Source organism: Micromonospora citrea (assembly GCF_900090315.1).
Lineage (GTDB): Bacteria > Actinomycetota > Actinomycetes > Mycobacteriales > Micromonosporaceae > Micromonospora > Micromonospora citrea.
This window is the reverse complement of sequence record NZ_FMHZ01000002.1, coordinates 6777425-6798542: the sequence shown is the minus strand read 5'-3', so window position 1 is coordinate 6798542 and position 21118 is coordinate 6777425. Positions and strand designations below refer to the sequence as shown.

Annotated in this window: 17 protein-coding genes; 9 read left to right on the top strand and 8 right to left on the bottom strand. The window is 73.9% G+C overall.

The window, feature by feature from the left end:
* Positions 1–6 precede the first annotated feature (6 nt).
* Both GA0070606_RS30100 and GA0070606_RS30095 read left to right on the top strand, forming a co-directional pair.
* Positions 7–963, top strand: a complete 957-nt coding sequence (locus GA0070606_RS30100) for a DUF3500 domain-containing protein (protein WP_176737476.1) — start codon at positions 7–9, stop codon at positions 961–963.
* Entirely contained in the window at positions 914–1792 is an 879-nt protein-coding gene (locus tag GA0070606_RS30095; protein ID WP_218106101.1) for an FAD-dependent monooxygenase, read from the top strand. The genes GA0070606_RS30100 and GA0070606_RS30095 overlap by 50 nt, the downstream gene beginning before the upstream one ends.
* A gap of 55 nt (positions 1793–1847) precedes the next feature.
* Here GA0070606_RS30095 and GA0070606_RS30090 read toward each other — a convergent pair whose 3' ends face one another.
* Together GA0070606_RS30090 and GA0070606_RS30085 are read right to left on the bottom strand one after the other, a co-directional pair.
* Positions 1848–2351, bottom strand: a complete 504-nt coding sequence (locus GA0070606_RS30090) for a DUF2231 domain-containing protein (protein ID WP_091106582.1) — start codon at positions 2349–2351, stop codon at positions 1848–1850.
* 186 nt (positions 2352–2537) lie between these two features.
* Complete coding sequence (locus GA0070606_RS30085) at positions 2538–3434, bottom strand: DUF1707 domain-containing protein (RefSeq protein WP_091106580.1); 897 nt, start codon at positions 3432–3434, stop codon at positions 2538–2540.
* Between the two features lie 326 nt (positions 3435–3760).
* Here GA0070606_RS30085 and GA0070606_RS30080 point away from each other — a divergent pair, with 326 nt between their 5' ends.
* Positions 3761–6043: a hypothetical protein gene (locus GA0070606_RS30080; RefSeq protein WP_218106099.1), complete on the top strand. Its 2283-nt coding sequence runs from the start codon at positions 3761–3763 to the stop codon at positions 6041–6043.
* Between the two features lie 121 nt (positions 6044–6164).
* On the opposite strand, the gene GA0070606_RS30075 is transcribed toward GA0070606_RS30080, so the two are convergent.
* From GA0070606_RS30075 to GA0070606_RS30060, 4 genes are all read right to left on the bottom strand, one after another.
* Positions 6165–6905, bottom strand: a complete 741-nt coding sequence (locus tag GA0070606_RS30075; protein WP_091106578.1) for a GAF and ANTAR domain-containing protein — start codon at positions 6903–6905, stop codon at positions 6165–6167.
* 184 nt (positions 6906–7089) lie between these two features.
* On the bottom strand, positions 7090–9381 hold the full coding sequence (gene secA2 / locus GA0070606_RS30070; protein WP_091106576.1) for an accessory Sec system translocase SecA2: 2292 nt from the start codon (positions 9379–9381) through the stop codon (positions 7090–7092).
* Positions 9382–9471: 90 nt separating this feature from the next.
* Positions 9472–10560, bottom strand: a complete 1089-nt coding sequence (locus GA0070606_RS30065; protein ID WP_091106574.1) for a zinc-dependent alcohol dehydrogenase — start codon at positions 10558–10560, stop codon at positions 9472–9474.
* A complete protein-coding gene (locus GA0070606_RS30060; protein ID WP_091106572.1) occupies positions 10553–11560 on the bottom strand; it encodes a Gfo/Idh/MocA family protein in 1008 nt (335 codons plus the stop codon). The genes GA0070606_RS30065 and GA0070606_RS30060 overlap by 8 nt, the downstream gene beginning before the upstream one ends.
* A gap of 210 nt (positions 11561–11770) precedes the next feature.
* On the opposite strand from GA0070606_RS30060, the gene GA0070606_RS30055 reads away from it, so the two are divergent.
* The 5 genes from GA0070606_RS30055 (at position 11771) to ctaD (ending at position 17588) form a co-directional block, all read left to right on the top strand.
* On the top strand, positions 11771–12769 hold the full coding sequence (locus GA0070606_RS30055; protein ID WP_176737475.1) for a glucosyl-3-phosphoglycerate synthase: 999 nt from the start codon (positions 11771–11773) through the stop codon (positions 12767–12769).
* A 76-nt stretch (positions 12770–12845) separates the two neighbouring features.
* Positions 12846–14003, top strand: a complete 1158-nt coding sequence (locus GA0070606_RS30050; protein ID WP_091106568.1) for a glycosyltransferase — start codon at positions 12846–12848, stop codon at positions 14001–14003.
* 188 nt (positions 14004–14191) lie between these two features.
* The gene (locus tag GA0070606_RS30045) at positions 14192–14644 is read left to right on the top strand and encodes a DUF4383 domain-containing protein (protein ID WP_091108396.1); all 453 of its coding nucleotides are present in this window, start codon (positions 14192–14194) and stop codon (positions 14642–14644) included.
* Positions 14645–14729: 85 nt separating this feature from the next.
* The gene (locus tag GA0070606_RS30040; protein ID WP_245724873.1) at positions 14730–15476 is read left to right on the top strand and encodes an ATP-binding protein; all 747 of its coding nucleotides are present in this window, start codon (positions 14730–14732) and stop codon (positions 15474–15476) included.
* A gap of 108 nt (positions 15477–15584) precedes the next feature.
* Entirely contained in the window at positions 15585–17588 is a 2004-nt protein-coding gene (gene ctaD / locus GA0070606_RS30035; protein WP_091106563.1) for an aa3-type cytochrome oxidase subunit I, read from the top strand.
* A 265-nt stretch (positions 17589–17853) separates the two neighbouring features.
* On the opposite strand, the gene GA0070606_RS30030 is transcribed toward ctaD, so the two are convergent.
* Positions 17854–18993 carry a SigB/SigF/SigG family RNA polymerase sigma factor gene (locus GA0070606_RS30030; RefSeq protein ID WP_091106561.1) on the bottom strand — a complete coding sequence of 380 codons (1140 nt, stop codon included), beginning with the start codon at positions 18991–18993 and terminating at the stop codon, positions 17854–17856.
* Positions 18994–19222: 229 nt separating this feature from the next.
* Complete coding sequence (locus GA0070606_RS30025) at positions 19223–20635, bottom strand: hypothetical protein (RefSeq protein WP_091108394.1); 1413 nt, start codon at positions 20633–20635, stop codon at positions 19223–19225.
* Positions 20636–20834: 199 nt separating this feature from the next.
* Between GA0070606_RS30025 and GA0070606_RS30020 the strand changes: the two genes are divergently transcribed.
* On the top strand, positions 20835–21065 hold the full coding sequence (locus tag GA0070606_RS30020; RefSeq protein WP_091106559.1) for a CDGSH iron-sulfur domain-containing protein: 231 nt from the start codon (positions 20835–20837) through the stop codon (positions 21063–21065).
* Positions 21066–21118: the final 53 nt, after the last annotated feature.

Genomic DNA, 21118 nt, shown 5'->3' with positions numbered 1-21118 from the left:
GAGGCGGTGGAAGATCCGCTGCCCGAGCAGATGCGTACCGCCGGCACGGCGCTGCTGGCCGCGCTGGACGAGCCCGCCCGCGCCCGCGCCGCCCTCCGGTTCGACGACGAGCAGGCCCGGCGCTGGTTGGAGTACCGCCCCCGGCCCCGACCCGGGGTCTGCCTGGCCGACCTCGACCGCGCCGGGCGCAAGGCCGCGCACCGGCTGCTGGCCACCGCGCTGAGCCCGCCGGCGTACGCGCAGGCGATGGCGATCGTCGCGCTCGAGGAGGTGCTGGACCGGGCCGAGGGATGGCGGCGGGGCCGGCACAGCGGCGACTACTGGGTGGCCGTCTTCGGCGACCCGGCCCGCGACGACACCTGGGCGTGGCGGCTGGAGGGGCACCACCTCTCGGTGAGCATGACCGTGGCGGCCGACCAGGTCTCCCCCGCGCCGGTCTTCCTCGGCGCCAACCCGGCGACCGTCCGGTACGCCGGCCGCCCGGTCTCGCGCCCACTGGGTGTCGAGGAGGACCTGGCCCGCGCCCTGCTGGACGCCATTGGCCCCGCCGGCCGGGCCGCGGCGATCGTCGCCGACGAGGCGCCCGGGGACATCATCAGCGCGACCCGCCCCCGCGTCGACGCCCCGCTGGAGCCGCTCGGGGTGCCCGGCGACCGGCTCGGGGCCACGGGCCGGGCGCTGCTGGACCAGCTCGTGGCGCTCTATCTCGACCGGCTCCCGGCGGAGCTGGCGATCCGGGAGGCGCGGCGGCTGGCCCCGGGGCAGCTGCACTTCGCATGGGCCGGCCCGACCGGTCCCGGGCAGCGCCACTACTACCGGGTGCAGGGCGACGACCTGCTGATCGAGTACGACAACACGACCGACGACGGCAACCACGCGCACACCGTGCTGCGTCGCCCCGCCAGCGACTTCGGTGCGGACGTCCTGGCCGCCCATCACGCCGAGTCCCACCCCACCCCCTGACCGGTCGGCCGGCGCGCCCGGCCCCCGCGCCGACCTGGTCGACCTGCTGCGCGGGGCGCTGCCCGCGGAGGCCCTGCGCCCCGGCGTCGACGTGCGTCAGGTACGCCCGGACGGCACCGTCGTCCACGGCGGCGGCACGTCGACGGCGGACCTGGTGGTGGGTGCGGACGGCGTGCACAGCGTCACCCGCCGGTCCGTCTGGCCGCGCCTTCCCGGGCCCCGCTACGTCGGATACACCACCTGGCGGCTCCTCGCCCCACCCCGACCCGTCGAAGGCAGCGTGGAGACCTGGGGCAGGGGCGAGCGGTTCGGGCACGTGCCCATGCCCGACGGCCGCGTCTACTGCCACCTGATGGCCAACGCCCCGGCCGGCACCCGCGTCGGCCTGGCGGAGCTGCGCGAACGCTTCGCCCGCTGGCACGACCCCATCCCCGCGTTGCTGCGCTCCGCGCGCCCCGAGGAGGTGCTCCAGCACGACACCTACGAGCTGCCCGAGCTGGACACCTACGTCTGCGGACGGGTGGCGATCCTCGGTGACGCTGCACACGCCATGACGCCCAACCTCGGCCAGGGCGCCTGCCAGGCGCTCGAGGACGCGGTCACCCTCGCGGCCGCCGTCGACTCGCACGGCGTGCCCGCCGGGCTGGCCGCGTACGACCGCGCCCGCCGGCCGCGCACCCAGCTGGTCGTACGCCTGTCCCGCCAGGTCGGCGCCCCCGCGCACTGGAGATCCGCCCCGCTGACCGTCCTGCGCGACGCGGCCCTACCGCTCCTGCCCGCCGCGCTCCTCGGGCGCTCGCTGACCGCCACCTACACCTGGGCGCCCTGACCCCGCTCCGCCCGCAGCGGCTTCGCCCGGTCCCGGGCGCGGCCGCCGGGCCGCGTCAGGGACGGAAGCGGGCGAGGTCGACGGTGGAGCCGGAGACACCGCCGAGCGCGTCGAAGGTGGTCGCCTCGGCGCGGCGGCCGGCGTCGAAGCGGCGCACCAGCCGGGCGCCCAGCCGGACCCCGACCGCGCCGACGCCGAGGGCCACGATCTCGGTGAGCAGGAGCACGACGTTGGCGCCGCGCTGCGGCGCGTCCGCGCGGACGAGGCAGGCCACCAGGAAGAGCGCGGCCATCGCCACGTTCACCAGGTTGAAGGTGACCGCCGTGCGGCGGGTCCGGCCGCCCGGCACGTCCCACAGGTCGATCATGCCGGCCACGGCGGCCAGCGCGGCGGCGAACAGGGCCGCCACCGAGGTCCAGTACCCCACCTCGCCGAGGAAGGCCGGGCCCCCCAGCACGTCGGTCAGGTCGAACACGGTCGCGCTCACGAAGAGCCCGAACGGGAACGTCACCAGCATCGGTTGGATCGGGTGCCCCTGCACCCGCAGCCGGCTCTGCATGGTTCCTCCCCCAGGTCGGCCAACCCACGAATCCAGAGTGCTACCCGTGCGCCACCGAGGCGAAACGACACGCGCCCGGCCGGCCCCTGCGGGCCGCTGTCCGGTGATCGCGGAGGCGGCGCGGGCCAGGCATGTTCGACCGACCCGGTTCCGGGCTGCTCAGGCTCGACCGGCCTGGTTCCCCGGTCAGCGCTGGAGGATCTCGACCTGGATCGCACCGCCGAGTGCGCCAGCGGGACAGATCGCCACCACGGCCGTCAGTACGGCGAAGACGACCCTGGCCCCGCGTTCCAGATCCGGGTTGAGACGGTAGACCGCCGTCGCCATGAGCAGCAGCCCGGGAAGCATCATCAGGAAGGAGCGTCCGCCCTCGGCGGCGCTGGTCGCCCCCACCATGAGCACGAACGCGATCGCGAGCAGCCACAGGTCGCCGCGGCGAGGCGGTGCGACCGTCAGGTCCGTGACCCTGATCCTGATCGCGGCGGCGAGCTCGCCGCGGGTTCGGGCGGCCCGGACGGCGACCGTCACCTCCGCCACCTCGTCGGGCGTCATCTCCCCCGCCGCGACTCGCCCGGCGATCGCCGCCAGGACGTGCTGCCTGTCCCGTTCGGTGATCAGCCTTCGAGCGATCTCAGCGGCGCGCCTGGCATCCTCGACGATCGCGGGCTCGCACGCGTCGGCGTCGAAGTAGGACATCTGCTGTGCCCTCACGAAGACGATGTCGTCCGCTCGCAGGGACAACGGCCTCGAGACGGTCCACGAGAGCCCTCGCCCAGCCCCGTTGAGGGGCTGAAGTGCGATCGACGACCGGCCGTCCTCGATGGCGATGCCCTTGACCGCGTACGCCTTCCACGCGCGGTCACGCATGTCGCTCGGACGCCGAGCGACACCGAGGTCACGGATGCTGGGTGCCTGACGACCACCCGCCGTCGTCGCGTGCAGCGCGGGGTTGTCGGTGCACGGATGCTTGGGCCACGGCGGTCCCAGCTCGTCGAAGAAGACGCGGCTGCCGTGCTCGTTGGCGTAGAAGTAGACCGCCGCACCGCAGACCGGGCAGCTGGCGTTCGGGCTGATCCACCCCACCGCGCCGCTGGGTGCCGGTGATGACGATCTCGGGTGGCTCCGCCCGGGCGACGTGGCGGGCCTGGCGGACGACCGGGTCACGTGGTGGGTGGTCACCCAGTGTCGGGTGCCGCTTGAACGTGTTCGCCAGTGCCCGCGACGTCGGTACGTCGTCACCAGATCATCCTCAGCCGCTGCGTCGACATCGCAGCAGGATAGCCACCGTCGTCGTCGGGACGGTTCGCAGGTGATCAACCGGTTCCCTCGTCGCGGGGCGCCGCGCCCGCCACGGGCACAGGGCAACCCCACCGACTGGTCCATCGCCCGAGCTCTGGCATGATCCGCTGGTGCCGGCCACGCAAGATCAGATCGCCTACCAGGAGACCGTGGGGATGGTCGTCATCCCGCCCGGGAGGACACGCTACTCGACGGGCATCGCGGTCTTCGACGACTCCGTCGCAGCGCTTCGCCGGTTCGTCACCGACAGCCTGGCGCGTGCCGAGGGGTTCGTCGAGGCACGCAACCGACACGACGAGATCGAGCTGCGGCTTCCGGTGGTGCTGGGTCTGATGCCCCGCCCGGACAACACCTACAACCCGAAGGCGATCTCAGCAGTCGCACCGCCGAGCAGCGGCGGCTCGGTCATCGACCGGCACATGGGCTTCCTGTACGACAGCACCCTGCACTGGGTGGGTGAGAGCCTGCAGCGACTCGCGGTCGCCGCCGCCCCACATCCCATCGGCTGCCATGGCTGGGTCCGACTCCACCCGATCGAGGACGACGAGCTGGACGACGACGGGGAATGGGAGCCCAGTCGTGACGACCCCTTCTCGCCGGCGGAGCAGCGCCGCTTCGGGTACCAGATCGGCCGCCTCTATCTGGATCTGCCGGACTCCGGTCCCCTGCACCTACTGGTCGACGGGTTCGCCGCGGCAGCGCCGCCGGCCGTGGACGCGTCCGTCGACGACGTCGTCCGCGCGGGTGTGATCGCGAAGTTCGGTCAGCTGCTCCGCGGCGCCCTCGCCGCCAGGCTGGCCACCGGAAGCTGGGGTGTCCCGACGGAGCGGAGCCGGACCCAGGACCGCTGGGACGCCGCGGCGTCGGCGGACCTGCGCGCCTGGGCGGACTACCGGCGGATCCCGCACCCGTACGAAGGCCTTCGCGCCATCAGCCGATCCACCTGGGGATTCGAGCGAATCATCGTCACCGACCACTGCGGCCTCGAGGTCGGTCGCCACGAGTTGCCCGACGGTCCTCTCACGCTGATCGACGAGCGCGCCCGTCCGGACGCCGTCGCGGCCCTGCGCGACCACGGCGTGGACGTGTCTCTTCCCGACGACTTCGAGGAGCTCGGCGACTTTCCGGACGCGATCGTCAGGACGGACCGGCTCCGCGACGATCCGACGGATCGGGAGCGGATCTGGTCCATCCGGCTGGTGCGGGACGGAGTCGACTTCGACGAACTACCGGAAGCCGGGATGTACGACCCGGACTCCGACGTACTCACGGTCTACGCTCGCCCCCACATCGCCCCGATGACCACCCTGCTCAGGAGGCACGACGTCCGTCCCGCAAGGGTGCGCTGGGCCTCGCCCTCGAGCACGACCGTCAACAACAACCGAAGGGCCGCAGCCTTCCTGGCTGCCGAGATCGGACCGTTCCGTCCCGTCGTACGCGACAGGTCGATCCACCAGCTGGGAGGCGGACTGATCGTCGACGATCTGGCGGTCGTCCCCGCGTCGTGCAGCCTGACCGCGCGAGCCGTCGACCTGGTGCCGGAGCCGCACCGGCCCTGGCTGAACGTACGGGCGAGGCACGAGCCGGCTCCCAACGTCGCCGCCTTCACCCTCGAGTTGCAGCGCAAGATCCTCGGCGACCTGTTCCGCACCGACGACATCGGCGACAGCACCCGCCCGTGCCGTCTTTGCGGCACGATGGCGCACGGCACCCGGTCCGGGCTCGCATACTGCTTCGACTGCTGCGTCCTCGCGGGTCACGGACTCCTGCGCGACAACGGCACCGACGGACCATGGACCGACGCGACGATCTGGGCCCTGCGCCGACTCGCAGAGATCGAGTTCTCCGGTCCACCGTCGAAGGAACAGCTCTCGAGCATCGCCCTCGTCGACCCCGTCCTCGCCGACGAGGCGATGCTGTGCCGGTTCCTCATCCCCCGCACCCACGCTCTCACCGCCCGTCCCGGCCGCAGGCAGCGCACCTGGACCGACTGGCTGATGGTCGCAGGGCTGCTCGCCGACGCCTCCCGACCGGCGCGCGGAATCCTCTCCGTCGCGGCGGACGGGCACCTGTGCCGGTCGATGTTCGAACGGCACATCGACGACTTCCTGCACCACCAGGGAATCGCGCACGAGGTGGAGCCGCACTATCCTCGGCACCACCTGCTCAACACGAGCGGCCTGCGTGCCGACTGGCTGCTGGCCGACGGAACGTACGTCGAGGCGCTCGGCATGCTGGAGCAGGACGGCTACGCTGCCAAGGCCCGGCGCAAGATGGAACTCGCCCGCATTTCGGGCATCAGGCTCGTCACGATCCGACCGCCGGACCTGAACCGCCTGCCCGAGATCTTCGCCGACTGGATCCCTGCGGCTCGCGGGCGTCGACCGTCCTGACAGCCACCGTCACCGCCCCCTCAGGCATCGCCACTTCTCGCCGCGGGCGGGCGCCTGGCAGTCACCATCGAAGCCTCGGGCGCCGAGGGCGACCGTGCCCGTTGGTCGGACGGGGGCGGGCTCAGGTGTCCCGGGGGCGCGACACGGTGCTGACCAGCCGGTCGGCCACCTCCCGCAGCGGGATGTCGAGCGACGACGCGGCGCTGCGCAGCACGTCGAGCGCCTCCTCGGCCGGGCAGCCGCGCTGCGTCATGATCACCCCGATCGCCTGCCCGACGACGCCGTCGCCCAGCATCGAGGAGTCCAGTTCCCCGGCCCGGGCCGCCTGGCGGGCCCGGTCGCGGACCGCCGCGAGGAGCAGTCCGGCGTGCTCGGCGAGCAGCATCGCGGTGAGCTGGTGCCCGGGGGTGAGCAGGTCGCTGGTCCCGGCGTAGAGGTTGATCGCCCCGATCACCTGCTCGTCGACGTCGACCGGCGCGGAGATCACGCCGCGCACGCCCAACTCCCGCGCCCGCGGCGTCCAGGCCGGCCAGCGCGGTTCGCGCCCCAGGTGGTCGGAGAGGATCATCTCCCGTCGCCGGATCGCGTCCATGGCCGGCGAGTCCGGGCCGTGGCGCAGGTCGTCGAGGCCGGCCAGCCGGGCGTCGGAGGCGGCCACGCCGGCCGGCTCCCCGGCCCGCAGCGCGGTGAAGCCGCACCAGCTCACGCCGTCCACCGCGTCGCGGGCGATGCGCACCAGCGCCGCCAGCGCCTCGTCGAAGTCGTCGACGGCGATCAGCCCGGCCGTCAGCTCCCGCAGGAGGGCGGCCGTCTCCAGGACGCCGAGCCGTTCCACCGCCGGGTCCCGCATCTCCAGGTTCACCGCCGCACAGCCTCCACCGAACCCGCGCGCGCTCCCGCTCGCCCGACCGGCGTCGTCACCTGTTCCATCTTCTGATCTCTCCCGACTCTTCGGACCCGCCCTACTACCCTCGCAAACCGGGGTCGAAACGGCGCAAAAGGGGGCCCCTTCCGGCGCCGGGTGGCGCGGAAGGGGCCCGGACGCGTCAGCGGGAGCCGGCGGCGAGCCGTCGACCCACGGAGGCGATCAACCGGTCCAGCTCCGAGCCGAACGGGTTGTCGTGCACCAGGTACGTCCAGGTGGCGCTCGGCCGGACCAGCTTCGACTCGTCCGGCTCCCAGTCCTCGCCGAACTCGGTCTCCTCGAAGGTCGCGATGGTCCGCTTCTCGATCTCCGGGATCAGGTCGTTGAACGCCGGCACCGCGGCCCGGTGGAACTCGTCGAGCGGGTCGAGCCGGCCGAGCGCGCGCAGGTGCACACCCTCGCGCACCTCGGACAGCTCGGCGAGGTGGTCGGCCCAGAGCCGGTCGAGGTGGTAGAGGGCGATCGACCGGGCGACCCGCGCGAGCAGGTCCTCGTCCATCTCCCCGGCCTTCTCCGGCACCTTGTCCAGCAGCATCAGCGCCGCCACGTCGGTGGTCAGCAGCCGCTCGCGGCGCTCGGCGAGGGCCTTGCGCTGCTGCTCGATGACCACGCTGTAGCGCCAGGTGTTGCGGTGGATCTCGTGGTTGACGCCCTCGGCGACCCGCTGGGCGTGCTCGACGGCGTAGTCCACCTGCTCGTCGGTGACCAGGCCGTCCGCGTTCATCCGGGGCGAGGGCGGGACGGCGTCGCCGGCGTGCCGCGCGACGAGGTCGTCCTCCAGGCTGACGAAGAAGACCGACCCGCCCGGGTCGCCCTGCCGGCCCGCGCGGCCGCGCAACTGGTCGTCGACGCGCCGGCTGTCGTGCCGGCCGCTGCCGATGACGTAGAGGCCGCCCAGCTCGGCGACCCGCTCCCGGTCGGCCTGGTCGCTGCCGCCGAGCCGGATGTCGACGCCCCGGCCGGCCATCTGCGTGGAGACGGTCACGGCACCGTACGCGCCGGCCTCGGCGATGATCGCCGCCTCCTCGTCGTCGTTCTTGGCGTTGAGCACCACGCAGGGCACCCCGGCGGCGTTCAGGCCGGCGGCCAGCCCCTCGGACTCCTTCACGTCCAGCGTGCCGACCAGCACCGGCCGCCCGGCGGAGTGGCAGCGGGTGATCTCGTCGATCAGCGCCTCCTCCTTCTCCGCCCGGGTGGCGTAGATCCGGTCCGGCTCGTCCTCGCGGACGCACGGGGTGTTCGGCGGGATCACCGCCACCTCGAGGCCGAAGAACTCCCGGAGCTGGTCGCCGACCAGCACGGCGGTCGCCGTCATGCCGCACACCGTCGGGTAGAGCCCGATGTACGCCTGCACGGCGATCGTGCCGAGCACCTCGCCCTCGGCCGTGGCGTCCAGGCCCTCCTTGGCCTCCACCGCCGCCTGGAGCCCGTCGGGCCAGCGGCGGCGCTGCGCCACCCGGCCGCGCATCTCGTCGATCAGCTCGACGGTGCCGTCCCGCACGATGTAGTCGACGTCGCGGTGCAGCAGGGCGTGGGCGTGCAGCGCCACGTTCACCGCCGAGAGCTGCGCGACGTGCTCCTCGTCGTAGAGGTCGATGCCGAGCTTGGCCTCGACGGCGGCGAGGCCGGCGGCGGTGAAGGCCACGCTGCGGCCGTCCTCGGCCACCGTGTAGTGCCTGCCCTTGCGCAGCCCGCGCACCAGGGCGGCGGCCGTGTGCACCGGATCCTGCTCGCTGGCCACCGCGCCGGCGAGGACCATCGGCACCCGGGCCTCGTCGATGAGGATCGAGTCGGCCTCGTCGACGATCGCCGTGCGCAGCGGCGGCTGCACCCGGTCGGCGATGTCGGTCACGAGCTGGTCGCGCAGGTAGTCGAAGCCGGCCTCGCTGACCGAGACGTAGGTGACGTCGCAGGCGTACGCGTCGCGCCGCTCCTGCGGGGTGGAGGCCTCGTTGACCCAGCCGACGGTCAGGCCGAGCAGGGTGTAGACGGGCTCCATCCACTGGGCGTCGCGGCGGGCCAGGTAGTCGTTGACGGTGAGCACGTGCACCGGCCCGTTGCCCAGCCGGACGTGCCCGTAGGCGGCGACGGTGGCGGTGAGCGTCTTGCCCTCGCCGGTGGCCATCTCGGCGACCTTGCCGGAGAGCAGGGCCATGGCACCGAGCAGCTGCACGTCGTACGGCCGCTGGTCGAGGCCGCGGCGGGCGGCCTCCCGGCCGATCGCGCAGATCTCCTCGTAGCCCGTGGCATTGCCGGCGGCCTCGGTCAGCTCGGCGTCGTCGAGCGCCGACAGCTTCTCCTCGCGCGCCTCGATGGCGGGCAGCAGCTTCTCCAGCGGCCCCAGGTCGACCGTCGTCCCCGGGCGCTGGAGGAACCGGCGGAACCTGCTCTTCAAGCGTTGCGACACACCCATGAGCGGCAACGGTACGCGACCGGGCCGGGTGACGGCGGCCCGCCCGGCGCGCCGCCACGCGGCGCGTCCCGGACGGGCCGCGCGGCGCGCTCAGACGGTCAGCACCACCTGCAGTTCCTGCCGGCGCCGCTCGGCGAGGTCGGTCAGCAGGGTCGGCGCCTCCTCGAACGGCACCACCGCCGACACCAGGTGCTTGCGGACCACGTCCCCGTACGCCCGCAGCAGGTCGATCGTCTCGGCGGAGAGGCGCTCGCGGTCCCAGGTGGGGGCGAGCCCGCGCGGCACCCGGCCGATCTGCGCGCAGCGCAGCGAAAGCCCGTTGTGGTGGAACTCCTCGCCGAACCGGACGGCGTCCGCGCCGGCCTGGTAGAAGGCCAGGTCGACGACGGTGCCCTGGGGGCGCAGCAGGCGCAGCGCGAGCTGCAGCGCCCACGCCTGCCCGCGGCACTGGAACACCACGTCGGCGCCCCGGTCGCCGGGGCCGTGCGCCCAGCGGGTCTTGAGCACCACCGCCGGGTCGTCGGCCTCCGGGTCGAGGGTCTCCAGGCCGAGCGCCTCGGCGACGGCGCGCCGCTGCGGGGTCGGGTCGAGCACCACCACCGAGGCGGCGCCGTGACGCTTGGCGAACAGGGCGGTGAGCAGGGCCACGACTCCGCTGCCGACCACCGCCACCCGGCGGCCCCGGACGCCGTCGCCGAGGGACCGCACGTCGGTGCCGCACAGGTCGGCGGCGGCGTGCAGCACCCCGTTGGCGCAGATCGGCCCCATGTGCGCGACGTAGACGCCGAGCAGCGGGTCGAGGTCGTCGGGCAGCGGCACGAACCGCTCGGCGACCGGGTCGGCGACCCAGCCGGTGCGGTGGCCGTAGGTCATGGCGCCGACGGCGCCCACGGCGACCGCCGGCGTGCGGCTCTCCACCACCCGGCCGACCTGCATGTAGCCGAGCCGGTCGACCGGGTACGGGGTGCTCGCCCGGCCCGGCTGGAACAGGCCGAGGTCCGCGTTCCAGGTGACGTGCAGGTAGGGGTTGGTGCCCTTGACGTAGCTCAGCTCGGTGCCGGCGGAGACGCCGCTGAACAGCGTCTCGACCCGGAAGGTGCCGTCGTTCAGCTCGGCGGCGTCCTGCTCGACCAGCTCCACCCGGCCCGGCCCGGTGACCACCACGACCTTGTCACGCATCGACGGTCACCCCCGTGGCGAGCGGCGCGGCGGCCGGGACGTCCAGGCGTACGGTCCGGCCGGTGCGGGCGGAGTCGGCGACCGCGAGAGCGAGCCGCTGGGTGCCGAGCGCCTCGGCGTACGGGACGCGCACGTCGTCGCCGACGCCCCGGACCGCGTCGACGAAGGCCCGGTCGACGGCCACCCGGGCGGCCTCGGGGTCGGCGTCGTAGCGGCGCTCGCCGTCGGCGTCGCGGACCACCAGGCCGTCCTCGGTCAGCGACAGGGCCAGCCCGTCGGCGAGGATCTCCAGCCCGGCGCGGTGCTTCCAGCCGAGCACGCACGCGGCGGTCAGCGTGCCGACCGCGCCGCCGGCGAACCGCAGCGCCGCGGTGGTCACCGAGTCGATGTCGGCGCCGTCGACGGGCGGCGGGGTGCCGTTGCCGTACGCGGTGACCTCCGTCGCCTCTCCGACCAGCGACCGGACGAGGTCCAGCACGTGGGCGGCCTGCTCCACCACCGGGCCGCCGGAACGGTCCTGCCTGGACCACCAGGCGACCGGGGGCACCTTGTCCCACCACGCGCCGCTGACCATCCGCACCGGGCGGTCGGCGAGCAGCTCCCGCGCCCGCTGCACCACCGGCAGGTACCGCCAGTGGTGCCCGACGCCGGTGAGCAGCCCCCGCCGGGCGACGAGGTCGGCGACGTGCTCGGCGGTGGCCAGGTCGACCGCGACCGGCTTCTCCACGAACATCGGCACCCCGGCCGCGATGACCGCCTCCTCGGCGGGCCCGTGCGCGAACGGGGGCACGCAGACGTACACCGCGTCCGGCCCGGCGGCCAGCAGCTCCTCGACGTCGCCGAACGTGCGGGCGCCGTGCGCGCCGGCCAGTTCCGCCGCCGCCTCCGGCACCACGTCGGTCACCCCGAGCAGCTCCACGTCGGCGAAGCCGCCCAACACCCGGGCGTGGCGCTGCGCCACCCCGCCGGCCCCTACCAGTCCCACCCGGCACGTGCGCATGTAAAAGCCCTTCCGCCACGGTTTCACGTTCCGCCGACTGCACTCCCCCCACGCGGACGCAATGAAACGTTCACCGGTGAGGAACCCGGCCGCGTCGTCTTCGTGATCAAGCTGTTAGGCATGGTGCGGTTAGCGCGAGCGCGGCAGTGGGAAAACCAGGGAAGGTTTTTCCGCCACGATCAGGGGGTGCCTGTGCGGAACTCGGAAGCGATGGTTTCACCGGTGGTGGAGGCGTGGGCCACCTACCGGACCACGTCCGCGGCCGACTGGCCGGCGCGGCGGCTCATGCGCGCCAAGGGTGACAGCCGGGTCAGCGTGGTGCTGCCGGCTCACAACGAGGAGGCGACGGTCGGCGCGATCGTGTCGACGATCCGGGAGCACCTGATGGACCGGGTGGCCCTCGTGGACGAGCTGATCGTGGTCGACTCCCGGTCCACCGACGGCACCGCGCGGGTGGCCCGGGCCGCCGGCGCGGAGGTCGTCAGCCAGGACGCGATGACCCGGGGCCTGCCCCGGCTGAGCGGCAAGGGCGACGCGCTGTGGGCCGGGCTGGCCGCGGCTGAGGGAGACGTGGTCGCGTTCGTCGACGCCGACCTGCGGGAGTTCCGGCCGCACTTCGTGACCGGGCTGCTCGGCCCGCTGTTGACCGACCCGTCGGTCGACTTCGTCAAGGGCTTCTACCACCGCCCGCTGGTGGGGACGGCAAGCGTGGAGGCCGACGGCGGCGGCCGGGTGACGGAGCTGATGGCCCGGCCGATGCTCAACCTGTTCTGGCCGGAACTGGCCGGCTTCGTGCAGCCGCTCGCCGGTGAGTACGCCGGCCGCCGGGAGGTGCTGGAGCGGGTGCCGTTCGTCTCCGGCTACGGCGTGGAGACGGCGATGCTGATCGACCTGCTCGACCTGGTCGGGCTGGACGCGCTGGCCCAGGTGGACCTGGGCGAGCGCAAGCACCGCCACCAGGACACCGCCGCGCTGGGCCGGATGTCGGCCCAGATCATGCTCACCGCGTGGTCGCGGTTGCAGCGGCGCGGCTGGGCCGCGCCGGGCGCGATGCCCGCCGCCCTGCTGACCCAGTTCCGGCGCGGCGGCTCCGACGCGCTGCCCAACCTGGAACGGGAGATCGTCGTCAGCGACGTCTCCGTCGAGGAGCGGCCGCCCCTGGCCGAGCTGCGGCACCGGATCCCCCGCCGACGGGTGGCCGCGGCGTGAACGCCCGGCCGCAGCCGAACGCAGTCGACCGGTCGCGGACGGCCCAGAGCCCCGCCGAGGGAAGGAATCCCGCACGATGAGCCTCACCGTCCTGATGAACGCCGGTCCGTGGCTGTCCGTGCCGCCCCCCGGCTACGGCGGGATCGAGAACGTGATCGCGACGCTGGTGCCGGAGCTGCGCCGCCTCGGCGTGCGGGTGGTGCTCGCGTCGGTCGACAGCAGCACCCTCCCGGTCGACGAGAAGATCTCCGTCTTCCCCGACGGGCAGTTCCACGCCCTGCAACGCCCGTACAACCAGGTCTGCGGCATCTCCCAGGCGCACCTGTTCGGGGTGGTGCGCGCGCTGCACTCCCGCGACGACATCGACCTGGTGCACGACCACGTGGAGGCGGTGGGCCTGGCGACGCTCGCCGCGATGGGCCCGGACGCCCCGCCTGCGCTGCACACCCTGCACTGGGACCTGGCCAAGCACCCGGCGCTCTACGGCAACCTCGACGGCGGCGACCGGGTACGGGTCAACGGGGTCTCCGCCTCGCAGCTGGCCCGGGCGCCCCAGGCGCTGCGGGAGCACTCCGTGGGCCACGTGCACCTGTCCACCCCGCTGGCCGTCGACGCCGACCGGCGGCCCCGGGCAGAGAAGGGTGACCACCTGGTCATCCTGGGCCGGATCAACCCCGGCAAGGGGCAGGACGTGGGCGCCCGGCTGGCCCGCCGGGTGGGGGTGCCGCTGGTGCTCGCCGGGCCGGTCGGGCCGTACCACCGGCCGGAGGACCTGGCCGCCGCCGGCGACGAGGCCCGGCAGAACCCGGACGTCCGGTTCTTCTACGACGAGGTCGCGCCGCACGTCGACGGCGACCTGGTCCGCTGGGTGGGCACCGTGGCCGGTCAGGAGCGTGACGACCTGCTGGCGGGCGCCCGTGCCTCGCTGTTCCCGCTGCGCTGGGAGGAGCCGGGCGGCACGGCGGTGGTCGAGTCGCTGGCCCTGGGCACGCCGGTGGTGGCGACGGCGCGGGGCTGCCTGCCGGAGCTGATCGAGCACGGCCGCACCGGCCTGCTCACCGACGACGAGGAGGAGCTGGCCGACCTGTTGCTGGCCGCGAGCCTCCTCGATCCGGACGAGTGCCGGCGCGAGGCCGCCGTCCGCTTCACCCCCGCCGTGATGGCACAGCGGTACGTGGACCTCTACGAGCGGGTCCGCCAGCTCGCCTCCGCCCCGCGCCTGCAACCGGTCTGATCCGCGCTCCGGGGCCGGTCCGCCTGGCAGGTCGGACCGGCCCCCGTTGCGCGGGTGCCGTCGCCGGCGTGGCGCGCTGCCGCGCAACGGGGACGCCCTCGGGCGCGCGGGTTTGGCGGGGCGGGAAGCGGGAAGGCGCGGACCGCTCAGCGTTCCCGCACAGTGAGGAGACGGCGGTGACCGGTCCCATGGCGCACTCCCGCGCCCGGCGCAATCCGGCTGACGGCAAGGCGCCCGTCCGGCGGGCCGCCACCGTCGTGGCGGTGGTCTTCCTCCTGATCGGCGTGCTCGGCTTCGTGCCGGGCATCACCAGCGACTACGGCGACCTGCGGTTCGCCGGGCACGAGTCCGACGCCAAGCTGCTCGGCCTCTTCCAGGTCTCGGTGCTGCACAACCTCGTCCACCTGCTCTTCGGGGTGGCCGGGCTGGCGCTGGCCAGGACGGTCTCCGGCGCCCGGACGTTCCTGGTCGGCGGCGGCGCCATCTACCTGGTGCTCTGGCTCTACGGCCTGGTGGTCGACCACGACAGCGGGGCCAACTTCGTCCCGGTGAACAACGCCGACAACTGGCTGCACCTGTTCCTCGGCGTCGGCATGATCGCGCTCGGCCTGCTGACCACGCGGGGGAGATCCGGCCGGTGACCCGGCCGGCGGGTCGGGCGGCCGGTGTGGTCGCCCGGCCGGTTTGGTCCCCGTCGCGCCCGGGTAGTTCGCAGGCTCCCCGACGATGCGAAGCGAGGGCACCATGTCGAGCCGGATCACCTGCGAGGTGCGCGACGCGTCGCCCGTGACCGTCGTACGGCTTCGCGGCGGCCTCGACCTCGGCACCATGCGCGCGGTGCACACCGTGCTGGAGGACTGCCTGGCGGCCCAGCCCGACGCGCTCGTGGTCGACCTGACCGACGTCACCGTGCGCGACCGGCTCGCGCTCTCGGTCTTCGCGGCCGCCGCCCGGCGCGCCGCCGACTGGCCGGCCGTACCCGTGGTGCTCTGCGCCCCGCCGCCGGAGGCGGCGGGGTGGCTGGCGGAGTCGACCGCGTGCCGGGTGGTCCCGGTGCGCCCCGACTGCGAGGAGGCGACCCGGGTGGCCAACGCCGCGGCGGTGCCGCGGCTGCGGGCCCGGCTCGAACCGGTGGCGGGGGCCTGTCGGCGGGCCCGTGAGCTGGTCGCCGACGCGTGCGCCCGGTGGAACCTGCCGCAGGCGGTCGGCCCGGCCTCGCTGGTGCTCAGCGAGCTGGTCGGCAACGTGGTCCGGCATGCCGGGACCCCGATGCAGGTGACCGTGACCCTGCGCCGGCCGTACCTGCACCTGACGGTGGTGGACGGGTGCCGGGGCTCGGCCCGGGCCGGCTCCCCCGACCTGCTGGCCGAGGGTGGCCGGGGGCTGATGCTCGTCCGTGAGCTGACCCAGCGCTGGGGCAGCGTGCCGGCCGGCGACGGCAAGGTCGTCTGGGCGACGCTGCCCGCCAATTGACCGAAATTACCGCTCTCGCCTGAATAGCCGCTCTCGCCTGGTTACATGGGCAGAGGGGGCGGGCAGGCACGCCCGTCCTTTCTGTCGTCACGACGGGGTGAGAGTCTCATGCCCAAGCGGGTAACCACGGAACCTCCACGCGACCGGGGACCGGCGATCCTGGCACCGGCACGCTTCGGCGGCTTTCCGGGGCCGCTGCGCAAGCCGCTCCCGGGCGGGACCCTGCTGCGGTTCCTGGCCACCACCGACCACAAGCAGATCGGCCTGCTCTACCTGATCACCTCGTTCGGTTTCTTCCTGGTCGCCGGCGTCGAGGCCATGCTGATCCGGGCCGAGTTGGCCCGCCCCGGCATGCAGATCCTCTCCCCCGAGCAGTACAACCAGCTGTTCACCTCACACGGCGCGGTGATGCTGCTGCTGTTCGCCACCCCGGCGGCGTTCGGGTTCGCCAACTACATCGTGCCGATCCAGATCGGCGCACCCGACGTGTCGTTCCCCCGGCTCAACGCCCTCGCCTACTGGCTCTACCTGTTCGGCGGCCTGATGGTGATCGGCGGCTTCCTCACCCCCCAGGGCTCCGCCGACTTCGGCTGGACCGCCTACACGCCGCTGAGCAGCCAGGAGCACTCCCCCGGCGTCGGCGCGAACATGTGGGTGATCGGCCTGGTCGTCTCCGGGCTCGGCACGATCCTGGGCGCGGTCAACCTGATCACCACGATCCTGACCCTGCGCGCGCCCGGCATGACGATGTTCCGGATGCCGATCTTCACCTGGAACATGCTGTTCACCAGCGTGCTGGTGCTCCTGGTCTTCCCGCTGCTCGCCGCGGCGCTGCTGGCGCTGGCGGCGGACCGGCTGCTCAACGCGCAGGTCTACACGCCGGACAACAACGGACCCATGCTCTACCAGCATCTGTTCTGGTTCTTCGGCCATCCCGAGGTCTACATCATCGCGATTCCGTTCTTCGGCATCATCACCGAGATCATCCCGGTCTTCTCCCGCAAGCCGATCTTCGGCTACACCGGCCTGGTGCTGGCCACCATCGCCATCACGGTGCTGTCGATGACCGTGTGGGCGCACCACATGTTCGCCACCGGGCAGGTGCTGCTGCCCTTCTTCAGCATCCTGAGCTATCTGATCGCGGTGCCCACCGGGGTGAAGTTCTTCAACTGGATCGGCACCATGTGGAAGGGGCAGATCACCTTCGAGACGCCGATGCTCTTCGCGATCGGCTTCCTGGTCACCTTCCTCTTCGGCGGCCTCACCGGGGTGCTGCTGGCCAGCCCGCCGGCGGACTGGCACACCCACGACACCTACTTCGTCGTCGGGCACTTCCACTACGTGCTCTTCGGCACGGTGGTCTTCGCGCTCTTCGGCGGCTTCTACTTCTGGTGGCCCAAGATGACCGGGCGGCTGCTCGACGAGCGCATCGGCAAGGCCCACTTCTGGACGATGTTCCTCGGCTTCCACGGCACCTTCCTGGTGCAGCACTGGCTGGGCAACGAGGGCATGCCCCGCCGGTACGCCGACTACCTGCCGTCCGACGGCTTCACCGCGCTGAACACGGTCTCCTCCATCTCCGCCTTCGTGCTCGGTGCCTCCACGCTCTTCTTCATCTGGAACGCGTGGAAGTCGTGGCGCTACGGCGCGGTGGTGTCGGTCGACGATCCCTGGGGCTTCGGCAACTCCCTGGAGTGGGCCACCACCTGCCCGCCGCCGCTGCGCAACTTCGACCGGATGCCGCGCATCCGCTCCGAGCGCCCGGCGTTCGACCTCAAGTACGGCCCGCTGGTCTCCGACCTCGGCCGGGACCTGCCCCAGCGCACCACCAAGCCGCCGCAGGAGTTCCGCGACGAGTTGCACCGCGAGAGGCACGTGCCCGAGTCGCCGTCCCTGGAAGGGGCGCACGGCGCGCCGGAGGCGGCCGCGTACCAGCCGGCGGCGCAGTCGGGCGCCCGGCCGGTGGACGTGCCGGAGCCGGAAGACGTGCGCCGGCCCGCCTTCGAGCAGACCGACGAGCCGGAGGAGACCCGGCTCGGCGCCCAGCGCGAGCAGCAGGAGAAGGACCGCTGGCGGCACCCGCGCGGGCCCGGCGACACCCCGGAGCACTGAGCGGCCGTACGCGCGGAGGGGCCGGCGCCCAAGCGGCGGGCGCCGGCCCCTCCCGACGCGCCCGGTCGGTCAGCTCCCGCGAGACCGGCTCTCGCCGAACCGGCCGTGGGCTCGGCTCTCGCGGGACCGCGCGATACCGGCTCTCGCCGAACCGGCCGTGGGCTCGGCTCTCGCGGGATTGCGTGAGACCGGCTCTCGCGGAACCGGCCATGGGCTCGGCCTTCGCGGGATTGCGTGAGACCGGCTCTCGCGGAACCGGCCGTGGTCAGCTCTCGCGGGCCTGCGCGAGACCGGCCGCGGTGAGCGAGCGGCGCACGGCCGGCTGGACCCGGGTCAGCCGCAGCGGCACGCCGGTGCGGGCGGCGGCCTCGCGGCCGGCCATCAGCGCGGCGATACCGCCGGCGTCGAAGCCGCCCGCGCCGACCAGGTCCACCACCACCTCGGCGGGCTGCCCGGTCACCGCCTCCAGCATGGCCCGGCGCAGCTGGTCCGCGCCGTCCCGGTCGACCTCGCCGCCGACCTCCACGACCACCCGGTCCCCGTTCTGCCTGACCGAGATCCGGGTCTTCGCGCCGTCCGACTCCGCCGCCCCGTTCTGCCACGGCGGCGGGGCGTCGGCGAGCATCGCCTGGCGCAGCCAGGTCAGCGCCCGCGACAGCAGCCGCGAGACGTGCATCTGGGAGATGCCGAACCGGGCCGCGATCTCCGCCTGGGTCTGGTTGCCGTAGAAGCGCATGGCCAGGATCCGCCGCTCCCGCCAGGGCAGCCGGTGCAGCAGCCCGCTGACGGTCACCCGGTCGTCGACGGATTCGAGCGCGTTGTCGGACTCGCCGACCAGGTCGCCGAATTCGGCCGAGCTCTCTCCGCCGACCGGCGCGTTGAGCGAGGCCGGGCTGTAGCCGGCCGCCGACTCGAGCGCGGCGAGGATCTCCTCCTCGGGCGTCTCCAGCCGCTCCGCCAGCTCCGCGACCGACGGCGCCCGGGACAGCTCGCTGGTCAGCGCCGCCGTCGCCTGCCCGACCTCCAGGATCAGGTCGCGCAGCCGGCGCGGCACGTGCACGCCCCAGGTGCGGTCCCGGAAGTGCCGCTTGATCTCGCCGACGATGGTGATCGCCGCGTACGCGGTGAACGAACCCCGCTCGGGGTCGTACCGGTCGACGGCGTTGACCAGGCCGAGGCGGGCGACCTGCTCCAGGTCCTCCAGCGGCTCCCCACGCCCCCGGTACCGGCGGGCGAGCCGGCCGGCGAACGGCAGGGCGAAGCGGACCAGGTCGTCGCGCGCCTCCTGGCGCCGTTCGGGCGGAAGGCCCTCGATCCGGGCCGCGTACGCCAGCGCGGCCGCGTCCAGGTCCTCCAGGCCCCGATCGGTCGGAGGTGGTGTGGTTGTGGTGCTCTGTCCGAACATCCGCGCCTCCCTCAGGAAGGTCCCCCGCCCGGATTCAGGAAACCGGTCGTGCGCGCGCGTGGTCGCACCACGCACCGGGCCGGAAGTGGGTCACATGACTGGGATGCCAGCGGGCGACGACGCCGCGCCGGACGGCGTGGATCAGGCCGTCGCAGCCAGCGGTGTTCCCGCTCCGTAGGTACTCAATCACGGGACCCCGGGTTCGCGAGGATGTTTCGACAGGGCTGGCTCAACAGACCAGTAACCCCTGGTGGGAGCCGCTGTCGCGCAGTGCAGCGAGCGCCTCGGCGACGGTCATCGGCGGCGGCGTCGGCAGGTCGTACGGCTGGGCCCGCAGCACCTCCGTGGCCCGGCGGGTGGGCACCGAGGTGACCGGGTAGCCCCGCGCCGAGGTGCGGTCCAGCGCCCGCCGGCGGCGTCCGAAGCCGGCGACGGCCAGCCACTGCGGCAGCCCGGCCAGCGCCGGCGACCGCAGGCCGGGCGGCTCGGGCAGCACGTCGACCGAGCTGAACGGCTCGCTGCCGGCGAGCCACCACTCCACCCCCTCCACGCTGCGCCGGGTGGCGTTCTCGCACCAGTACGGCACCATCCCGGCCCGTACCACCTGCCACGGGTCGAGCAGCCGGCCGCACTCCACCACCAGCCGGTTGCCGGTCTTGCCGGCCGCGCGCAGCCACCGCCGGTACAGGTCGGCGGTGGCGGCGCTGAGCGCGTCCGGGCGGGGCACGAGGAGCCGGTGCAGCGGATGTCCGTGCCGCCCCGCCCACTGCCCGACCCCGGCCTCGAAGTCGGACTCCACGCCGTGTTCCGCCGGGCCGGGCGGCGAGGTGACCTCCGGCGGCTGCCAGTGCGCGCCGTCCCCGCCGGCCGAGCGGAGCACCTGGCGCAGGGCGTGGCTGTCCGGGTGGAAGTCCACCGGGTCCAGCCCGCTGCCGGGGCAGCCGACCTGGAAGCTGTGGCCGGGCGCGGAGTCCAGCACCGGCCAGGTGCGGGCGTCGCGCAGCAGCAGCACGGCCGCACCCGGCTCCAGCAGGTCGGCCAGGAACCGGGCGTACGCGGCCGGCAGCGACCGCCACCGGACCGCGAGCGAGACCGTCGCGCCGGCCAGCGCGCCCCGGCTGGCGGGGCAGTGCACCTGGCGTACGTGCAGGCCGGGGTTGCCGGCGAGCAGGCGGGCCGTCAGCGCCGCCCCGTGGTCGAGGGCGGCCTGCGGCCGGTCGACGGCGCCCTGCGCCCAGTGCACGCTCATCTCGAATCCGGCGGGCAGCCAGGGCACGCCGAGCGCCGCGGCCAGGTGCGCGGCGGCCCCGTGCGGGGAGCCGACCAGCACCCCGGGGTAGCGGCGCCGGGGGTACTGGTCGGCGAACCAGCGGGCGACCCGCTCGGCGTCGACCTCGGCCGTCTGTCCGGGGGTGAGCGCGACCCGGCCGGCCGCCCGGACCACCGCCGCCCGCCGCACCGGCTCGGGCGCGCCGGTGAACCGCGACAGCGGTCCCGGGTGCCCCGGATGCCCCAGGTCGGCGCAGTCGGTCCCGCGCAGCGCCCGCGCGGTGGCGGCCACCAGGACCCGGGCCGCGCTGCCGGCGGCCACCACCCGGTCCCCGGCCAGCCCGGCACCGTCGGCCGTGAGCCCCTCGCGCACCTTGTGCACCGGCCCCACCTTGCCTCGTTCGCTCACCACGCGGCCCGGCTTCCCGTCCCGATGGGGTCTAAACGGGGCATCCCCCACCGGGCGGGAGTAATCAGAAGATCCGGGCGGTTGCCGCCGCCCCGGCCCCGGCCCCGCTTTCCCGGCCCTGAGCAGGGGTTTCGGTACCGGGAGGGCGGGCACTGAAGCGCCCATGCGCGCAGACGACGACACCGCCGCCGCGGCGGCCACCATCACCCCCTACCAGGACGGGCCGCTGCTCGTCCGGGGCGACTTCGCCCTGGTCACCCCGGACGGTGAGACCATCGACGCGCGGCGGGGCACCGTGGCGCTGTGCCGCTGCGGCAAGTCCGCGCTCAAGCCGTTCTGCGACGGCACGCACAAGGCGATCGGCTTCCGCGCCGGCACCGAACGCGAGTCCTGACCCGCCCGACCCCGCCCGCCGGGCCGGCCGGTGAGCGGGGCGACCTCGCGGCC